This is a genomic window from Chryseobacterium sp. (genome assembly GCF_022712095.1).
In the GTDB taxonomy this organism is placed as follows: Bacteria; Bacteroidota; Bacteroidia; order Flavobacteriales; family Weeksellaceae; genus Chryseobacterium.
In genome coordinates this window covers 1-19,495 of the sequence record NZ_JALAHD010000252.1, presented here as the reverse complement: position 1 = coordinate 19,495, position 19,495 = coordinate 1, and the positions used below count along the sequence as shown (strand labels likewise).

Here is a 19,495-nt window from a genome sequence, read left to right as displayed (position 1 = left end):
TGATAAATTTATTTTTTTTAATATTAGAAATTTCATTGATATTATAAATAAATATAATTTTACTTGTTTTAGAAAAAATCAGAAATGCGAATACAGATTCTTAGTGATTTGCATCAGAAGTTCGGTCTAATGACTTATTTTTTTGAAAATACAGATGTTATTATTCTTGCGGGTGATGTTAATCTGGGAACAAAAGGAATTGAATGGATTAAAGTAAACATCCAGAACAAGACTGTAATTTATGTTTTAGGAAATCATGAATATTATAAAAGCTCTTACCCGAAAATTTTACATAAAATAAAAAGAGGCTGCCCGGGGTTCTAATGTTATTGTATTGGAGAACTCCTTTGGCGACATTGCAGGAGTAAGATTCCATGGTGCTACATTATGGACTGATTTTTCATTATTTGGAAACCCTGTTCAGTACGGAATGATCTGCCAGTCCAAAATGAATGATTATAAAATGATAAGAAGAGATCCTTCTTATTCAAAGATGCGGACAATAGACACGTTTAAAATTCATCAGTTATCAAAATTATGGTTGACTGATAGTCTGGAAAGCGCCAGAGATATGAAGAATATTGTGGTAACACATCATGCGCCCAGCATTCAATCTGTTCCTGAAATATATCACAAAGATCCGGTAACTTCAGCTTATGCCTCCAATCTTGAAGATCTTATTCTTGAATATCAGCCTTTATACTGGATTCATGGGCATATTCATACTCCTTGCTGTTATAAAATAGGAGAAACAGAGGCTATTTGTAATCCTCATGGTTACATTGATGAGCCGGACAACGGATATGACAGAGAACTTATTATTGAAATATAAATACAGATTATATCCTATGAAACCAACAAAGGCCCGGAATTTTTCCGCGCCTTTGTTTCAATTTTAGATAGGAATAACTACTTTAAGGTAAATTTTACTTTAGTTTTAATAGCATCGGAAGAATTTCCTATTAATGCTTCAAAATCTCCCGGTTCTGCTACCCACTGATGTTGATCGGCATCAAAATAGCTTAAAGCGGATTTGTCAATAGTAAAACTGACTTCTTTCTGTTCTCCCGGTTTAAGAAATACTTTTTCAAAACCTTTTAATTCCTTTGCAGGACGTGGAACAGATGATTTAAGATCACTGATATATAATTGGGCAACTTCAGCACCTGCCTTTTTTCCGGTATTTTTTACTGAGACTCTAAAAGTGATTTTGTCATTTTGAGTAAGGCTTGTCTTATCAGCACTGGCTTTTCCAAACTCGAAAGTAGTGTAGCTTAACCCGTGTCCGAAGCTGAAGAGAGGTTTTATGTTTTTAGTGTCATGCCAGCGGTATCCAACGAAGATCCCTTCATTATAAGTGATATTGATAGGGTTTTTCTGATCTTTTCCTTTACCCGCAGCCAGCTCCTCTTTGTTTCCGGGATATTCACCCAGCTGATGTGCTGAATTATCCTCCAGCTTTACCGGGAAAGTAAACGGTAGTTTTCCTGAAGGATTAGCATCACCAGCTAAAATAGAAGCAATGGAATTTCCTGATTCAGAGCCGAGATACCATGCCTGAAGAATAGATGGAACATCTTTGATCCATGGCATTGCTACGGCATTTCCTGATACTAAAACTACAGCAAGATTTTTGTTGGCTTTAGCTAAAGCCGAAATCACCTGATCCTGATTATAAGGTAATCCCAGGCTCTTACGGTCATTGCCTTCGCTGTCCTGAAAATCACTTTTATTTAATCCACCTACGAAAACTACAAAATCTGATTTTTTAGCAAGCTCCACAGCCTCATTGAGCAGTTCTGCTTCAGAACGGTTATCTTTCAGATCCTGCCCTGATTTTACCCCATTATATTCTCCCCCGATATCTCCCACATAACCTCTAGCAAACTGTACATCAGCCTTTTTTCCGAATCTTGCTTTGATACCGTCTAAAGGTAAGGTTTCATATTTTACTTTTAATGAAGAAGAACCACCACCAACAGTCATGATTTTTATGGCATTTTCTCCGATAACAGCAATTTTTTTTGTCTTGTTGATATCAATTGGTAAGATATTTCCCTGGTTTTTTAATAATACGATTCCTTCTTCTCCGATTTCTTTCGCAATAGCTTTATGCTCTTCCGAGGCGATATTTCCGAAGGGCTTATTTCTGTTCATGGTAGTTTTATAAGCCAGATGAAGAAGCCTTGTTACCTTATCATCCAGTTCTTTGGTCCCTACTTTTCCGGATTTGATAAGGTCCAGATAAGGCTTGGCCAGATAATAATTGTCGTATGCGTTTTTTGTTCCGGCCGAAAGACCGTTGGTCCAGCTTCCGAATTCAAGGTCTAACCCGTTATGTATAGCGTGATCGGTGTTGTTAACAGCTCCCCAGTCGGAAACTACTACGCCTTTGTAGCCCCATTCTCCTTTTAAAATATCATTTAAAAGATATTGGTTCTGGCTCGCATATTGATTTTTATACATGTCATAGGCACCCATGATCGTCCATGAATCTCCTTCTGTAACAGCAGCTTTAAATGGAGGAAGATAAATTTCATATAAAGTTCGGTCATCTACAATTACATTACTGGTATGACGGAACATTTCCTGATTATTCAAAGCATAATGTTTTACACTTGTGGCTACTCCGTTCGCCTGTACCCCCTTAATGTAAGGAACTACCATCTTGGAGGTAAGGTAAGGGTCTTCACCCATATATTCGAAATTTCTTCCGTTAAGGGGAGTTCTGTAAATATTGACTCCCGGTCCCAGAAGGATATCTTTTTTTCTGTATCTTGCCTCTTCTCCTAAAGCTTTTCCATAATTCCATGACATGTTCTTGTTCCATGTAGCGGAAAGAGCTGTAAGGGCAGGATAGGCAATGATGGAGTCATTAGTCCATCCGGCCTGGTCCCATTCATCCCACATTACTTCCGGACGTACACCATGCGGGCCGTCAGTGGTCCAGAATTCAGGAATTCCTAGTCTCGGTACCCCGGGAGAACTGAATTTTGACTGTGCATGCAGCATTGCGACTTTTTCTTCTAAAGTCATTCTGGAAAGAGCATCCTGTACACGTTGTTCAACCGGTTTGGATTCATCCAGATAAACAGGTATTGGATTATTTTGAGCCATGGAAGAGAAAGAAATGAGTGTTAAAAAACTTATTAGGACAGTTTTCTTTAGCATAAAAACTTTTTTATGGATTTTTTCGGAGATAAAATTACATAAATTTTTACATTATCTCAAAATGAGATAATAAAATTTAAATTATTATTGATTTTATGATTAACATATTGGTTTTAATAATCAATATATTTCTTTAATTTCGTAATGTCTTATCCACAATTGATGCCCCGAAAAAGAAGTACGCCAGAAAAGAATTATATCTCTACGATTACCTTCAAGGAATTACTTGAAGAAATTGAGTTTGATCTGAGGGTCAATGAATTTGTTGTTTTAAATATAGATTGGATGAGTTATTCTATGGAAGTTGGAATACCTTTCCGGGCTGATTTTTTCTGCATTATCCTGATTAAAAGCGGGAAAATTGAATTTAAGCTTGATAATAAAAGCTATAATGTAACAGCAGGTGATATTGTATTTTGCCCTATGTCTGAAACTTTCTGTGTAGATTATGTTTCAAAAGACTATAATGCGAAATATATATTCTTTTCGGTCGATTTTATTTCCCAGGCAGGGTTTAATTACCGGTCAAATGCCGTTCTGAAAAGTCTTTCCGGTGATCCGCTTCATGCTATTCAAAATGAGCGTGAATTGTTCAAACGTGTAGGCTTTCACCTTGATGAATTGGAGAATCTGAACAGTCCGGATAAAGATTATTACTATTTTAAAGAGATGATCTGGCATCACTTCTCGTTGGTGATTTATGAAATTGACAACCATTTCAAAAAAACGGAAGTGGAAAGCAATGTGACTTCCAGAGAAGATGAAATTACGACCAGTTTTTTTACACTGGTTCGTCAGCATTTTAAGGAACAGCATAATGTACAGTTTTATGCAGATCAGCTGTTTATTAGTAGAAAATACCTTACTAAGGTGATTAATAAGACCATGTTCAAGTCTCCCCGTGAGATCATTCATCAGGTATTGGTGGTGGAAGCCAGAGTGTTACTGAGGAATTCGAATGCCAACGTGGGAGAGGTTGCTGCTCAACTTAAATTTTCCGATCAGGCGTCTTTTAGTAAATTTTTTAAAAAACATACTGGTAAATCTCCATTGGACTATAAAAGAGAAGATATATTTTAAATATCAATAAATATATTTCTATAGCTTAATAGTGTTTATATATGGTATTTTATGTTATTTAAATAAACAAATACAATTATATGTTTCATCTATATATGATATTTGTCATGTTTTAACAAATAAGGAGTCTTTTTGACAAAATAAGGGGTTTTTTGAATATTTCTATTGAACTTTTTTCGGGCGAATTTTGCTCGGTAAAATTTAAAAGAAATAGTATGCAGAGATTTTTTATTGAGAAATCGTCGGTATTCCTATTGACACTCCTTGTGTTAACGGGATGTAAAAAAAATAATCAAGACCAATCTTATCAGCAACAGCCAGCAGAGCTTCCGGTGGAAACGGTGAAGCAGGGAGATGCTATGATTGCCAGAGAATATGCCGCTTCTATTGAAGGAGTGTCTAATGTAGAGATCAGACCTCAAATCACAGGGTATTTAGCCAGGATTTATGTGGATGAAGGAGACTATGTAAGAGCGGGTCAGCCATTATTTAAAATAGAAGACCAGATTTTTAAGGAACAACTGAAAAGTGCACAGGCAACCTTGGTTTCGGCACAGGCTAATCTGGCAACTTCTAAAATAGATTTAGAACGTAAAAGAGAGCTTTTTAAAAACAAAATGGTTTCTGACATTCAGGTAAAAGAAGCGGAAGCAGCTTATAATGCAGCAAGAGGAGCGGTAAGTCAGTCTACTTCTGCAATAGAATCTGCAAAGATCAATTTGAACTTCTCCGTGATTAAAGCTCCTGTGAGTGGATTTGTTGGAAGATTTAATTATCGTCTGGGAAGTTTATTGTCTCCATCAAGTCAGGATGCCATTACGCTTTTATCGGACATACATCAGGTGTATGCTTATTTCAGCATGAGTGAAAATGATTTCAGTAATTTCCAGAAACAGGGGACAGGCAGTAGTATTGATGAGATACTGAAGAATACAGCACCTGTTTCATTATTGCTTTCCAATGGTGATGCCTATAGTGAAAAAGGAAATATTGATGCGGTGGAAGGTCAGTTCAATAAGACGACAGGGGCCATTACGATGAGGGCTAAATTTAATAATTCTAATAATCTGTTGAGAACGGGTAATACAGGTAAAATACTTATTGAGCAGTATTATTCCAATGTAATTTTATTTCCGATAGCTTCTACAAGGACTATTCAGGATAAGCTTTTTGTCTATACGATCGATAAAGGGAAAGCAGCTCAGCTTCCGATAGAAGTGGAAGGGAAATCCGGAAATAATTATATCGTATCAAAAGGGATCAAACCCGGGCAGCAATATATTGTTGAAGGTTTTGACCGATTACAACCAGGAGCGCCGGTAGTGGCACAAAAGAAAGCTCAACAGAAAAAATAGGAAAAGAAAATCATGTTAAAAAAGATTATAAAAAGACCCGTATTAGCAACGGTAATTTCTATACTATTGGTAATATTGGGGGTAGTCGGTATGCTTACACTGCCGATTACGAAGTTCCCGGATATTGCACCACCAACAGTTATGGTGTCAGCTACCTATCCGGGAGCGAATGCAGAAACGATTGCAAGATCAGTAGCTCCGCCATTGGAGAATGCGATCAATGGAGTGGAGAATATGGATTATATTACTTCTACAGCGAGTAATGACGGAACATTAAGTATTACGGTAATTTTTAAATTAGGTACTGATCCCGATCAGGCAGCTGTGAATGTTCAGAACAGGGTATCTCAGGTGACCAACCAGATGCCTGCAGAGGTTATTCAGGCAGGTATTACTACATTGAAGAGACAGAACAGTATGATTTCCATGATCTCTTTAACGAGTAAGGATGGTAAAATGGATGACCTGTTCCTTGAAAATTATGCGAAGATCAATATTGTACCTGAGCTTAAAAGGGTAACAGGAGTAGGGGATGCTATGGTGTATGGTAATAAAGATTACTCTATGAGAGTTTGGCTGGATCCTACCAAGCTGACAGCGTATAATCTTACGCCAGCTGAAATATCTGCGGCTATTCAGTCTCAGAACTTGGAAGCGGCACCCGGAAGATTTGGGGAAAGAAGTAAAGAAGCGATGGAATATGTGCTTCGTTATAAAGGTAAATTCACAGAGCCTGAACAATACGAGAATATTACTGTCAAAGCATTAAGTGATGGTTCCGTATTAAGATTAAAGGATGTAGCCAAAGTAGAGTTCGGAGCATACAGCTATACGGTAGCTTCACAGTATAATAAAAAGCCTGCGGTAGCAATGGCTATCTTCCAGATGGCGGGGTCAAATGCGAATGAGGTACAGATCGCCCTTCAGGCAAAAATGAAAGAACTGGAAAAATCCTTTCCGGAAGGAATGGCCTATGAAATTCCATATGCTACGAAAGATGCACTGGATCAGTCTATTGATCAGGTAATTCATACTTTGATAGAAGCATTTATTTTAGTGTTTATCGTAGTATTTATTTTCTTACAGGATTTCCGTTCTACCCTGATTCCGGCTATTGCGGTTCCGGTTTCTATTGTAGGTACCTTTTTCTTTATGAATATTTTTGGCTTCTCCATTAATATTCTTACGCTCTTCGCCCTGGTACTGGCCATCGGTATTGTGGTGGATGATGCTATTGTCGTCGTGGAAGCTGTTCATGCTAAAATGGAACATAAAAAAATAAACCCGAGAGCAGCTACCATGTCGGCAATGAGTGAAATTACAGGAGCTATCGTTTCCATTACCCTGGTGATGTCTGCGGTATTTGTTCCGGTAGCATTTATGAGTGGTTCCACCGGGTTGTTCTACAAGCAGTTTGCACTGACTTTAGCGATTGCGATTATCATTTCAGCAGTCAATGCATTAACGTTAAGCCCTGCTTTATGTGCTCTCTTATTAAAGCAGAGTCATGGAAGTGATTCTCATGAAAAGATGAACTTTAAGGACAGGTTCTTTGCAGGGTTTAATGCGGGATTCAATAAACTTACTTTCCGTTATGGAAAATCAGTATTATTCCTGTTAAAAAGAAAATGGGTTGCGGTGGTATTGATTCTTGCCTTCGGAGGATTGTTTACATGGTTATCCATGACCACTCCAAAAGGATTTATTCCTGATGAAGACCAGAGTTTTGTGATTGTAACAGCAAATCTTCCGCCGGGAGCATCGAAAGACAGGACTACAGCAGTAGTAAGTGATACGGAAGATATCCTGATGAAAAATCCGGCAGTAGCTGAAGTGATTTCAGTGGACGGGTTGAATCTTTTCAGTTCCTCAATGTCCTCTTCATCTGCAGCATTGTTTATCAAGCTTAAAAAAGGAGGCGAAAGAGGAGATGTAGACAATATCAATGATATTATCGGGCAGATACAGGGAACATTATCTCAGGATAAAAGAGCCAATTTCCTGGTGATCAATACTCCGACAGTAGACGGTTTTGGGAATACCAGCGGTATGGAACTCGTATTACAGGATCGTAATAATGGTGAACTTAAAGATCTGGGAAATGTTTCCTACGGAATGATGGGAGCTTTGATGCAGAGACCTGAAGTTGCGTTAGCCTATACAACTTTTGATGTAGGGTATCCTCAATATGAAGTTATTGTCGATGAAGTAAAAGCAGCTCAGCTTGGAGTATCTGTAGCTGATGTGCTGGGAGTAATGCAGGGATATTACGGAAGTATACAATCTTCAGATTTCAACAGGTTTGGTAAATATTACAGAGTATTGGTGCAGTCTACTCCTGAAACCCGGGAAGATACCCAATCCCTGAACAATATATTTGTTAAAAACAATACGAATGAAATGGTTCCGGTTAACACTCTTGTTAGCCTGAAACAGATTACAGGAGCGGAAGTGGTGGATCGTTTTAACCTGTTTAATTCTTCTAACCTTACCATTATGGCTGCTCCGGGATACAGTACGGGTCAGGCGATGACAGCGGTAGAGGAGGTAAGTAAGCAGGTGCTTCCTCAAGGGTATACTTATGATTATAAAGGAATGAGTAGGGAGGAAAGCCAGTCTGGCTCACAATCCGTGATGATCTTTGGATTATGTATTGTTTTCGTGTACTTCCTGTTATCAGCACAGTATGAAAGTTATATCTTACCATTTGCAGTGCTTATTTCTATTCCGGTAGGTTTATCCGGAGTATTTGTAGGAATTACCTATGCAGGGTTATCCAATAATATTTATGTTCAGATTGCAATGGTAATGCTTATAGGACTCCTTGCGAAGAACGGTATTCTTATCGTGGAGTTCGCGATTCAGAGAAGAAGAGCCGGTAAAAGTTTGATTGCTTCAGCTGTAGAAGGGGCAAAAGCCCGTTTACGTCCGATTCTGATGACTTCTCTGGCCTTTATCAGTGGATTGATTCCGTTACTTTTTGCAGTAGGACCATCTGCAATGGGGAACCATTCAATCGGTTATGCAGCAATTGCAGGAATGTTATTCGGAACTGTTCTGGGAATATTTATTACACCGGTACTTTTTGTAATGTTCCAGTATGTACAGGAAAAAGTAAGCGGAAAACCAGTAACGGAAGCAGACTGGGAATATTAAACAATATATTTTAAAATGAGAAAAATTAAAAATATAGCATATATAGCTTTGGTCTCAGGAACTTTGGCCTCTTGTACCGTTCAGAAGTATGAGCAGCCGAAGCTGGAGATGCCGGAAGCCTTCAGGAATGATGATATTTCTGCTGTAGATGAAAATATTGCAAAGATCAGCTATAAAGATTTTTTCAAAGATCCTGTCTTGGTAGGATTAATTGATAAAGCAATGGCTAAGAATAATGATCTTCAGGTAGCTTTAAAACAGATAGAGTTTGCTTCTCTGGCTTATACTCAGAGTAAGTGGGGAAATGTTCCCGTGATCAATGCAACGATTGGAAATGCAAGTATCAGCCGTCCTTCGGATAACAGTATGAATGGTATGATGGCCGGACAATTTATGGGAAAAAAATATACGGAAGATTATACCACCTCTGTAAATATTTCCTGGGAAGCAGATATCTGGGGTAAAATCGGAGGAAAGAAAGAAGAAGCTTTAGCGGAATATCTTAAAACCCAGGAAGCTGCAAAAGCCGTAAAAACAAGTTTGGTGGCATCAGTTGTACAGGGATATTATAATCTTTTGATGCTGGATACTCAACTGGAAATCACAAAATCCAATTTAGAATATTCGGAAACTACCCTGAAATATCTTACCAAGCAGTATGAAGTGGGGTTAACAACGGCCTTAGCTGTTCAGCAACAGGAAATTACCAGGGATCAGATCCTGAAAAGTATTCCGGCCATTGAAAGTTCCATCGCTACTCAGGAGAATGCAATAAGCCTTCTTACAGGATCTATGCCGGACAAAGTGGAAAGACAGTCCGGTTTGGATCATATTCAGACTCCGGATACAATAACTTCAGGGATTCCTTCCGAATTATTGAGCTACAGACCTGATGTAAAAAGCAGTGAGCTGGATTTCAGAAAAAGTATAGCTTCCGTTCATGTGGCTAAGATGAGTATGTATCCGTCATTCAGTATTACCGCTCAGGGAGGTTTGAATGCTTTTAAAGCGAGCAACTGGTTTAATATTCCGGGTTCACTTTTCGGAAGCCTGGCAGGAACATTAGCACAGCCGATTTTAAATGGTAAGCAGCTTAAGACCCAATATGAGCAGGCTAAAGTTCTTTCTGAACAATCTGAAATCAACTTCAAGCAATCCGTATTAAAGGCAGTTGGGGAAGTTTCCGATGCTTTGGTACAAATTGAAAAACTGGAAGAGCAGCAGGTAATTGCTGAAGGTTTGGTTAAGAAGTCAGATGAAGCTGTGAAAAAAGCCGATATTTTATTTAAATATAATTCTGCAACTTATGTAGAGGTAATTCTGGCACAGACCAATAAATTACAGGCAGAGCTGGATCTTGCATCTTTAAAAGCTCAACGGTTAAATGCGATCACTACTCTTTACCGATCCGTCGGGGGAGGATGGCAATAAAGTAAAATTAAACCTGTTGCGTCTGTATAGGCACAACAGGTTTTTAATCTTATTCATATGGAAAATACAAATACTCAGGATGGGATCATTATGATTCCTGATTTTAATGGTTTTACCGAATTTGTATTGAATACAAAACTTTATACAGGAGAATATATTGTAAGAGAACTACTATCTACATTGATCGATATTAATGATCAGTATTTTGAAATTTCAGAAATAGAAGGAGATGCCATTCTGTTTTATAAATATGATGACCATCCATCCTTTGAAAGCATATCAGGAATGCTAAAGAAGATGCAGGATGCTTTTAACAGAAAGATATCCGAGCTTAGTACCGCACTAAGTATGGCTATTGATATGTCGTTGAAATTTATTGTTCATTACGGTACGTTTTCACAGTATAAAATCGGAAACTTTAAAAAGTTATATGGTACTACCGTAGTGGAAGCCCACCAATTGCTGAAAAATGAACTGGCAGAACAACCTTCCTATGCTTTATTCAGCCACTCTTTTCTGGAGAATAGCGGGAACTTTGTCAGCCATTGTCACGAAGATCAGTTACATTTATCGGATGCGGGAGCTATTCACTATTTTAATGTATAAAAAATTCTATTCACTTTTTTAATCACGCTAAATGTCTGAAGAAATTCAGGCATTTTTATTTTGTACTGATTTTTAATGCGACAAGTTTTGTCGTGTTGGTGACTTAGATTTGCATGAAGGAAAGTAATTGTAAGAAAACAATATTCCGGTTCTGAACGTTATATTAATTATTTTTTTAATAAGTAGTTAATAATTGCTAAAAAATGTTAAATTTGAAACTGTAAAAAGTTACGTATTAACCACTAAACACTAAGATGAATGAAAAAACTCTACACGGGTGCATTATTTCTATGTATAGGAGGATTCTTATATTCTCAGCAGGTTCTCTGGCAGAAAGATATTAAGTCCAGTACTCAGGATTTTTTAAGCCAGGTAACAACTACTATTGATCAGCAGTATTTAATTTCGGGAAGTGTTATTCAGAGCAGTAAGCCTGAGGCTTCAGGCAGTAAGCAGAATAACGGTTACGATTTCCATTTAATTAAACTCAATCAGCAGGGAGAACAGGTCTGGGAAAAATATTTCTCAGGGAACAATCATGATTTCTTATCTGCAACCGTGGCTACGCAGGAGGGCGGCTTTTTGATTGCAGGAACTTCTCATTCAGGAAAAGGTCTGGATAAGAAAGAAGAATCTAAAGGCGGTTCAGACATTTGGCTGATCAAGCTTAATGAGCATGGAGATGAATTATGGCAAAAGACATTAGGAACAAGTTCAGATGAAGAAGCCAGAGCTGTAGTTCAGACTACGGACTTAGGCTATGTAGTGGCAGGAAGTATCCAGAACTCTTCAAATGGCTATGGTTCTAAAGATGTCTTGGTAATCAGACTGGATAAAGACGGAAAGGAACTATCCCAGCTTATATTAGGAGGAAGAGGCTTGGATGAAGTAGAGAAGATGATTCCAACAAAGGACGGAGGAGTTTTATTAGGAATGTATTCAAGAAGCGAAGCTTTGACAGAAGGAAAGATAGTATCGGGCACAGGATCAGCTTCAGGAGCTATGCGCCAGCATCCAAAAGCCAGCATCCATTACGGAGAAGGTGATTACTGGCTTGTCAAGTTAAGTAAAGACGGTAAGGTAGAATGGGAGAAGAACTATGGAGGAAATGGAGATGATCATCTAAGAACGTTGGCTTTAACATCAACAGGGTATATAGTAGGCGGAGAATCCAGATCAGATCGATCAGGAAACAAGACGGTAGGGATAGAAGAAGGCACGGACTTATGGCTGATTTCATTAAATGACAAAGGTGAAGATGTATGGCAGAAGTCTTATAGTTTCAAGAACAGGGATGTACTGATGGGAATGAGCGTTATTAGTGGGCAGAGTCAAGATGCAAGAGCCAGGAACCAAGAAGGAACCAAAGGTGTGTTATTAGGAGGTTATACTCAGGCAGAAGGAAAGATAGAGGCAGATGATGAAACGTTCTGGATGTTGTATCTGAACGATAGAGGAGAGGAACAGTGGAGAAAGCATGTGAAGGGAGAATCCAGGAAGAAAGAAGAGAGGTTATCGGATATTAAGCTCAACAGGGATGGTTCAATAGTATTGGCAGGAACTAGCGGAGATGAATTAGGAAAGGAGAACTGGAAGATTGTGAAGTTGGGAGATCAGCAGATCGACCAATTGATCGAAAAGCAGGATATTAAGCTTTATCCAAATCCTGTATCAGATTATGCTTATGTTGAAATAGGCTATGATTTTAAGGAGGCAGATATACTGTTGTATGATATGAGTGGAAGGCAGCTTCAAAGCTTAAAGACAAAGAATAGGGTAACTAAGATCAATACACAATCTTTGATTCAGGGAGCTTATCTGGTGGTGATCAAGACGGATACTAATAAAACGGCTAATGCTAAACTGATTAAAAAATAGCACTAAAATGAAAAGAAAAAATATTATAATTCTCGTTTCACAAATCTTGTGTATGCTGGGAACCCAAAACGGATTTGCTCAGTTAAGTATTGGAGATGTAGTCACAACTCCTATAGCATCACCCTCTATGGCATCTTTATCCAGTTATTCTGATGTACCGGTGTCTATTGCATCCGGAATGCCTGAGGTTAGTATTCCTCTTTTAAATATCCCATTATCAAAAGGAATTACCTATCCTATCAGTCTTAGTTACAATATTAAAAATTATGAAGAAGAACAAAGAATAAGTGATGTAGGAGCAGGGTGGTCTTTTTTCGGGACTGGTGTAATTTATAAGAAAATAATTGGTGATCTGGATGAATGTTACGATAGAACCTCTTTACCTGGGCATATCACCAATGAATTTGATGATGTATATTACTACAATCTTCCAGGTGCTTCCGGCAAATTCAGGATTAAAAGAGATGTATCAAATAATACTTTTACACTGATTAATCTTTCTCCGAATCATGCCAAGATAGAATATACAAGGGATAGTAATACCGTGACTTTTAAAGCGAGTGATTTTACGGTAACTACGGATAACGGTTACAAATATACTTTCAGTGAGTTTGATTACGGACAGTTTGCCTGCCCCAATTACGAAATTATGCCATTTTCTTTTAAATCTGCTTACTTTCTTACGAGGATAGTTAATCCTATTGGAGTAGAGATTGCTACTCTGGAGTATGAGAAAAAAAGGGAAACTCTTTCTACTGGGACCATTGTATATCAGTATTGTAAATTGAAAACAGTTAAAACAAGGAATGGAGAAGTTACTTTGGAGTATGCCTATGATGAAAATCTTAAACAGACAGTGAATGATCCTTTTAGCCTGCAAAAGATTTTAATGAAAGATCTTGCCGGAAATGTACTGTATTCTTATGGTTTTAATTATACGATACCTGCAGCCCCTGCAGATGTTGCCAAAAGAAAAAGAGTATTAAATTTTGTAAGAAAAAATGATAAAAACGGACTGAAGTCTGAGCAGACTAATTTTGTATACAGTGATAATTCACTTCCTGGTACTTCAGGAAATTACCGGCCTTTTGGAATACTGGAAAAGGTTATTATGCCTACAGGAGGAGTTACTCATTATGTATATGAGAAGAATGAGCAATATTTTGATTATAATGACCCTTCTTACCTTGAATATATTGGAACTTACGGCTTTAATCCTAATATTCAATATGAAAGTACATTATTGACGGCTTCTTTTAATACGAGTCAAACAACGTCCTATAATTTTAATGTACCCGGCGATGTAAATAAATTAAGAAAAATAAAATTTTCTTTAATGCTTACTGATTATACATTTCCGGACCCGGGATTTCCGGACCCTAATGATCCTTTTTATCCTCAGCTTCCACAGCCGGTGATTACAAGTAAGCTGGTATTTACTATAAAAAAGGGGACACAGGTGATAAAAGGACCTTTTGATATTACGGGAACCGGCCAATCTATCTATGAAATTGTTAATTATCCCGGAAACTATACATTGGAAGTTACTTCAGTGGATGGAGCAGCAGGAGCCGGAAATTTCAGAATATCAGGATATGAGTTTCTTCCCGGACCCTATAGGAATTCAATAGAAGCTTTAGGGGGAAGGGTGAAAAACATTAAATATTATAATAATTTTAATGATGCTTTGGCCCAAAGAACAATTAATTACGAATATGATTCATTTGATTTGGTAAACAGTTCAAGCGGGTATCTTTTTTATAATGAAAGAGACTCTAATGCTGATTCCAGGTCTTCTTATATTTTGTATAAGAACGTAAAAGTTTCTGAAACAGGAAGGGGATATACAAAATACAGATTTAAAAATTCAAATGATTATCCTAAATATCAAAACGGAGGAACAGCTTTGGAGCCTACTTATTTCTGGCCATATTATACGGTAACAAAAGGAGGGCTTCCTGAAAAAGAAGAGGTTTATGATGAGCAAAATAATTTATTGGTATCCAAAGAAAGTGAATATGAAATGGATTACTACTCTGCTGAAGAATATAATATGAATACTTCATGGGGGAAAATGTTCACAAAACCCGCTTACATCAAGAAGACTTCACAGAAAGAAAAAGTGTTTTATCCAGGAAATAAAATATTGGAGACGCAGACCGAAACAGAGATTAACCCTGGCAACTTTAAGCCTGCTCATACCAAGTCAACCCTGGATGGAGATCTTCAGGAAAAGTTGTTTACATATGCTCAGGGACTTACGGGGTATACCCATCTGGAAAATGCTTATATCACTGGAATACCTGTTATAGTTGAAGAAAAACAGAATGGAAAAATCTTATCCAAGGCAACAACGTTGTATGGAAATTCTTCGTTACTTCCTACTTCAATACTCTCTACTAATATAGCAGATGGAAGTACCAGGGAAACAATGAGAATGGAGCTATATGACGATAAAGGGAATTTATTACAATATACAACTGCCGAGGGTCTTACAGTGGCCATGGTTTACGGTTATAATAAAACTTCTGTAATTGCAAAAATAGAAGGAGCAGCTTACAATCAGATTGTCTCATTGGCTGCAGGAATTATTACGGCTTCAGACAATGATGTAAACAGCAGCAGTGAAACTACGCTGATTACTGCATTGGACAACTTCAGAAAGAATGCCGCTCTTGCCAATTATCAGATCTCAACATACACTTATGATCCTCTTTTGGGAATTACAAGTATGACGCCTCCGTCAGGTTTAAGGGAAATATATCAGTATGATGATGCGGGGAGATTAAAAACCGTAAAAAGAATGGAAATAGATGCCGGTGGAAATACCCTCTATAAAACAGTGAAAGAATATCAATACAACTATAAACCATAAGCACCACCTATGAAAAAGATCATTCAACTTAATATGTTACTGCTGGGAATAGTTGCCTATTCGCAGATTACTTTAAATACTACCATAACACAGCCTGATAAGGTGATATCAGATCCGGTAAGCATCAATTTGTTATCAGGATTCAATGCTAATTCGCTCAATATAAATAGTTTTCATGCTTATATATCTTCAGGAACAGGGGGAGGAACAGCTAATCCTTCAGGATTAAGTTCCAATGAAAATTATATCTATAGTAAAAGCTGCCTTAATGATGATTGTTCTAAAACCTCTGAAAGTGTACAGTATTTTGACAGCTGGGGAAGAGCTGTCCAAAGTATAGCTATAAAAGCCACTCCGTCAGGTAAAGATATTGTTAGTCATTTTGAATATGATCAGTTCGGAAGACAGGTGAAAGGATATTTACCGGTTCCTCAGTCCGGAAGTCAAAGCGGAGCCATCTATACTTCACCTTTATCCAATGCTTCGGCTGTTTATGGCTCAGAAAAAATATATTCGGAGAGTATATTGGAAAATTCCCCTTTAGGCAGGATACAGCAACAGATACAGGTAGGAAATGACTGGGCGGCTAAGCCTGTTGTTCTGGGATATGATGCTAATATAGATGGAGAAGTAATCAGATATGCTGTTACTACGACCTGGCTGGAAGGAAGAACGAAATACCAGCTTACCAAAGTCGGAAACTATGGAGCTAATACCTTGGCAAAAAACAGCATTACAGATGAAGATGGAAATATAAGTACTGAGTTTAAAAATAAAAAAGGACAAACTGTTCTGACCCGAAAAAAAGATGGAAATTTAAATTCGGATACTTATTACGTTTATAATGAATATAATCAGCTTGCATACGTTATTACTCCTTTGGCAGTTCAGTCGGGTTTAACAGACCAGACTACACTGGATAACTTATGCTATCAGTATCATTATGACGGATGGAAAAGGCTTGTAGAGAAAAAAGTTCCCGGAAAAGGCTGGGAATATATGGTATACAACAAGGCAAATAAATTGGTTATGAGCCAGGATGCCAATCAACGTTCTCAAGGACAATGGTCTTTAGTTAAATATGATCAGTTTGGAAGAGTGGTTTACACGGGAATTACTAATAATTCTACAGGTAGAAATACCGTACAGAATAATATTAATGCCAATGCTAATATGTATGAAACGAGAAGTGCTACATCTTCCTTTACTTTGAATGGAATGCCTGTTTATTACTCTAAAACAGCAGGTCCTACTAATGTAACTCAGGTTACAAGTGTCAATTATTATGATACTTACCCATCGGGTACTCCTACAGTGCCGTCTCAGATCCTGGGACAGAATATATTATCTCAGAATGCCCAAAGCTCAGATATAAGTACAAAGAGTTTACCGGTAGCCTCTTATGTGAAAAATATAGAGGATGATAACTGGACAAAAAATTATATCTGGTATGATACCAAAGGACGGATGGCTGGAACTCATACTATTAATCATCTGGGAGGATACACGAAAACAGAATCTGAACTGGATTTTGCTGGAATGACAAAACAGACCAAAGTTTATCATAAAAGGATGGAAGTGGATGCTGAAAAAGTAATTGTACAAACCTATACTTATGACAACCAAAACAGGCTGCTGGTACATAAGCATAAAATTGATAATAATCCTGAAGAGATTTTATCACAAAACGTATATAATGAGCTTTCTCAGGTAAAAACTAAAAAAGTAGGTGGTACGGATGTTTCCCAACCTTTACAGACTGTGTCTTACAGCTATAATATTCGGGGCTGGCGGACAAAGATCAATGATCCTTCCAACCTTAACGGGCAGCTGTTCGGATATGAAATAAAATACACGAATCCGGTATATGCTAACATTTCAGGAGTCAGGTATAACGGAAATATTACTGAAGTAGACTGGAAAAATGCATCGGAAGATGTATTGAAAAGATATGTGTATTCTTATGACAATCTTAACAGGTTAAAAGATGCTGTTTATACAGAGCCGAATTCTACCACACCTTTCAATAATAATTTTAATGAAAATGTGACCTATGATCTCAATGGAAATATAAAATCATTAAAAAGAAATGCCTTTCCTGTTACCGGAAATACTTCTACAATGGTGGATGATCTGGTATATCAATATACAGGAAATCGTCTGGATAAAGTTATTGAAAACTCATTGAATGATACAGGTTATGAAGGAGGAAACAATACTATTGATTATGACCTTAACGGGAATATGCTCAATATGAAAGACAAAGGAATCAGTTCCATAGGCTATAACTATCTGAATCTTCCGAATGTAACTGTAATGAGTGAAGGTAATCCTTTGGGGATTATAACCAATTACACAACCAATAACCTGTATCGTGCAGATGGAACCAAGCTTCGTAAAACGGTATATAAAACAGGAGGAAAAGGAGTAAGTCCTATCACTACTTATACGGACTATTTGGATGGCTTCCAGTATACGTATGAACAGGGTGAGCTTACTATCTGTGCAGACTGTATCAGCTTAGCCAATACTGCATTGGAAAGGGAGGCATATACGGAAGCAAGCAGACCTGTAATTCCCACATGGACCCTTGACTTTGTACCTACCTCAGAAGGTTTTTACAACTTTAGGGAAAATCGTTATATTTACCAGTATAAAGACCATTTGGGAAATGCAAGGATAAGCTTTGCTAAAAGCAGCGCAGGAGTTCTTGAAGTTACCGATACCAATAATTACTATCCATTTGGGTTAAACCATATTGGAGGAACAAACAACGGGCTTTTAGGAGGTTATTATAATTATAAGTACAATGGCAAGGAGATCCAAGAAAGCGGGATGTATGATTTTGGGGCAAGAATGTATATGCCGGATCTGGGAAGATGGGGTGTTGTAGATGCCCTGTCTGAGCAGATGAGAAGGTATTCACCATATAATTATGCATTTAATAATCCGGTTGGCTTTATAGATCCTGATGGAAATGCCCCTTATGATCCTAGGGCATTTTACGGAGAACATTCAGCCTTTAACACTGACTTTGATCCAAATTCTTCATTATCCAGTTATTCAGGAATGGGAGGTTCTCATGCTAATTATTTTTATAATGATCTTTCGGGAGGTGGCGGTGGAGCAGGAACCGGAGGTTATACCTTTAGCGGAAATGCAGCTTCTTCTATATTTAATTATTTTGTGAATGGAGGAGATATCAATGGGATAACTTTCAACAATGGATATGCCCAATGGAGTACCTGGGATAATTCTAATGGAGCAATCTATTATGATCTGGATGGTATGCTGACAGGTTCCACAGAAGGTGTTAATTTCCATTCTGTAAAAGTTAGTGATACATCTTGGGATGCTTATAAAAACTGGGCTAATCATGGATCGGGAACGATTGGAACTATATATAAAGCTATAGCTGATCAGCGTACTGATCTTTATAATAGGGGATATTGGATTGATAATTTGGGAAATCAAAGAAGTATTGCTTATGCAGGTAGAGCTGCAGATTCTCAAATAGGCTTAAGAAGTGGATATGTAGCAACTACTGCTAAATATGTTAAATATGCTGAGAGAGCAGGAATGGTAGGAAATGTTATTTCTGCAGGAGAGATTACTTATGGAGCATATGAAGATGGTTGGACATTTGGTAAAAACGCACAAGTTGCTACGGCAGGAGCTGTTGGTGGGATTGTTGGAGCTGCAGAAGGAGCATTAATCGGAGCTTACATAGGAAGTTTTATTCCAATACCTGGAGCTGGAACAATTTTAGGTTTTGTTGTAGGTGCGGGTGTAGGATATATTTATAGCGAAATTGCGAAGCAAACTGTAGAAAATATGTATAAATAATGAATTATGAAAAATATAAAAAAGAACAATATAAAGCTTTCTCTTATAACTGTAGTTATGACTTTAATATTAGTAATGGGTATTTTATTTATTATTA

At 37.6% G+C, this 19,495-nt stretch carries 11 protein-coding genes; 10 read left to right on the top strand and 1 reads right to left on the bottom strand.

The features are described 5' to 3' along the window. Positions 1-84: 84 nt before the first annotated feature. Together Q0A18_RS13120 and Q0A18_RS13115 are read left to right on the top strand one after the other, a co-directional pair. On the top strand, positions 85-324 hold the full coding sequence (locus Q0A18_RS13120) for a metallophosphoesterase (protein WP_292010604.1): 240 nt from the start codon (positions 85-87) through the stop codon (positions 322-324). 10 nt (positions 325-334) lie between these two features. After that, positions 335-832 carry a phosphoesterase gene (locus tag Q0A18_RS13115; protein WP_292010603.1) on the top strand — a complete coding sequence of 166 codons (498 nt, stop codon included), beginning with the start codon at positions 335-337 and terminating at the stop codon, positions 830-832. A 77-nt stretch (positions 833-909) separates the two neighbouring features. Here Q0A18_RS13115 and Q0A18_RS13110 read toward each other — a convergent pair whose 3' ends face one another. After that, entirely contained in the window at positions 910-3,171 is a 2,262-nt protein-coding gene (locus tag Q0A18_RS13110) for a glycoside hydrolase family 3 C-terminal domain-containing protein (RefSeq protein WP_292010602.1), read from the bottom strand. A 144-nt stretch (positions 3,172-3,315) separates the two neighbouring features. Here Q0A18_RS13110 and Q0A18_RS13105 point away from each other — a divergent pair, with 144 nt between their 5' ends. The 8 genes from Q0A18_RS13105 (at position 3,316) to Q0A18_RS13070 (ending at position 19,398) form a co-directional block, all read left to right on the top strand. Beyond that, positions 3,316-4,251, top strand: coding sequence for an AraC family transcriptional regulator (locus tag Q0A18_RS13105; protein WP_292010601.1), 936 nt, complete (start codon positions 3,316-3,318; stop codon positions 4,249-4,251). Between the two features lie 215 nt (positions 4,252-4,466). After that, positions 4,467-5,606, top strand: coding sequence for an efflux RND transporter periplasmic adaptor subunit (locus Q0A18_RS13100; protein WP_292010600.1), 1,140 nt, complete (start codon positions 4,467-4,469; stop codon positions 5,604-5,606). Between the two features lie 12 nt (positions 5,607-5,618). Then, positions 5,619-8,762 (top strand): efflux RND transporter permease subunit, encoded by a 3,144-nt coding sequence (locus tag Q0A18_RS13095; protein WP_292010599.1) that lies wholly within the window; start codon positions 5,619-5,621, stop codon positions 8,760-8,762. A 15-nt stretch (positions 8,763-8,777) separates the two neighbouring features. Continuing rightward, entirely contained in the window at positions 8,778-10,193 is a 1,416-nt protein-coding gene (locus Q0A18_RS13090) for an efflux transporter outer membrane subunit (RefSeq protein WP_292010598.1), read from the top strand. A 57-nt stretch (positions 10,194-10,250) separates the two neighbouring features. Beyond that, positions 10,251-10,799: a DUF2652 domain-containing protein gene (locus Q0A18_RS13085; RefSeq protein ID WP_292010597.1), complete on the top strand. Its 549-nt coding sequence runs from the start codon at positions 10,251-10,253 to the stop codon at positions 10,797-10,799. 258 nt (positions 10,800-11,057) lie between these two features. Further along, positions 11,058-12,677, top strand: coding sequence for a T9SS type A sorting domain-containing protein (locus Q0A18_RS13080; protein ID WP_292010596.1), 1,620 nt, complete (start codon positions 11,058-11,060; stop codon positions 12,675-12,677). A gap of 7 nt (positions 12,678-12,684) precedes the next feature. Beyond that, a complete protein-coding gene (locus tag Q0A18_RS13075; RefSeq protein WP_292010595.1) occupies positions 12,685-15,552 on the top strand; it encodes a hypothetical protein in 2,868 nt (955 codons plus the stop codon). A 9-nt stretch (positions 15,553-15,561) separates the two neighbouring features. After that, positions 15,562-19,398: a DUF6443 domain-containing protein gene (locus Q0A18_RS13070; RefSeq protein WP_292010594.1), complete on the top strand. Its 3,837-nt coding sequence runs from the start codon at positions 15,562-15,564 to the stop codon at positions 19,396-19,398. Positions 19,399-19,495: the final 97 nt, after the last annotated feature.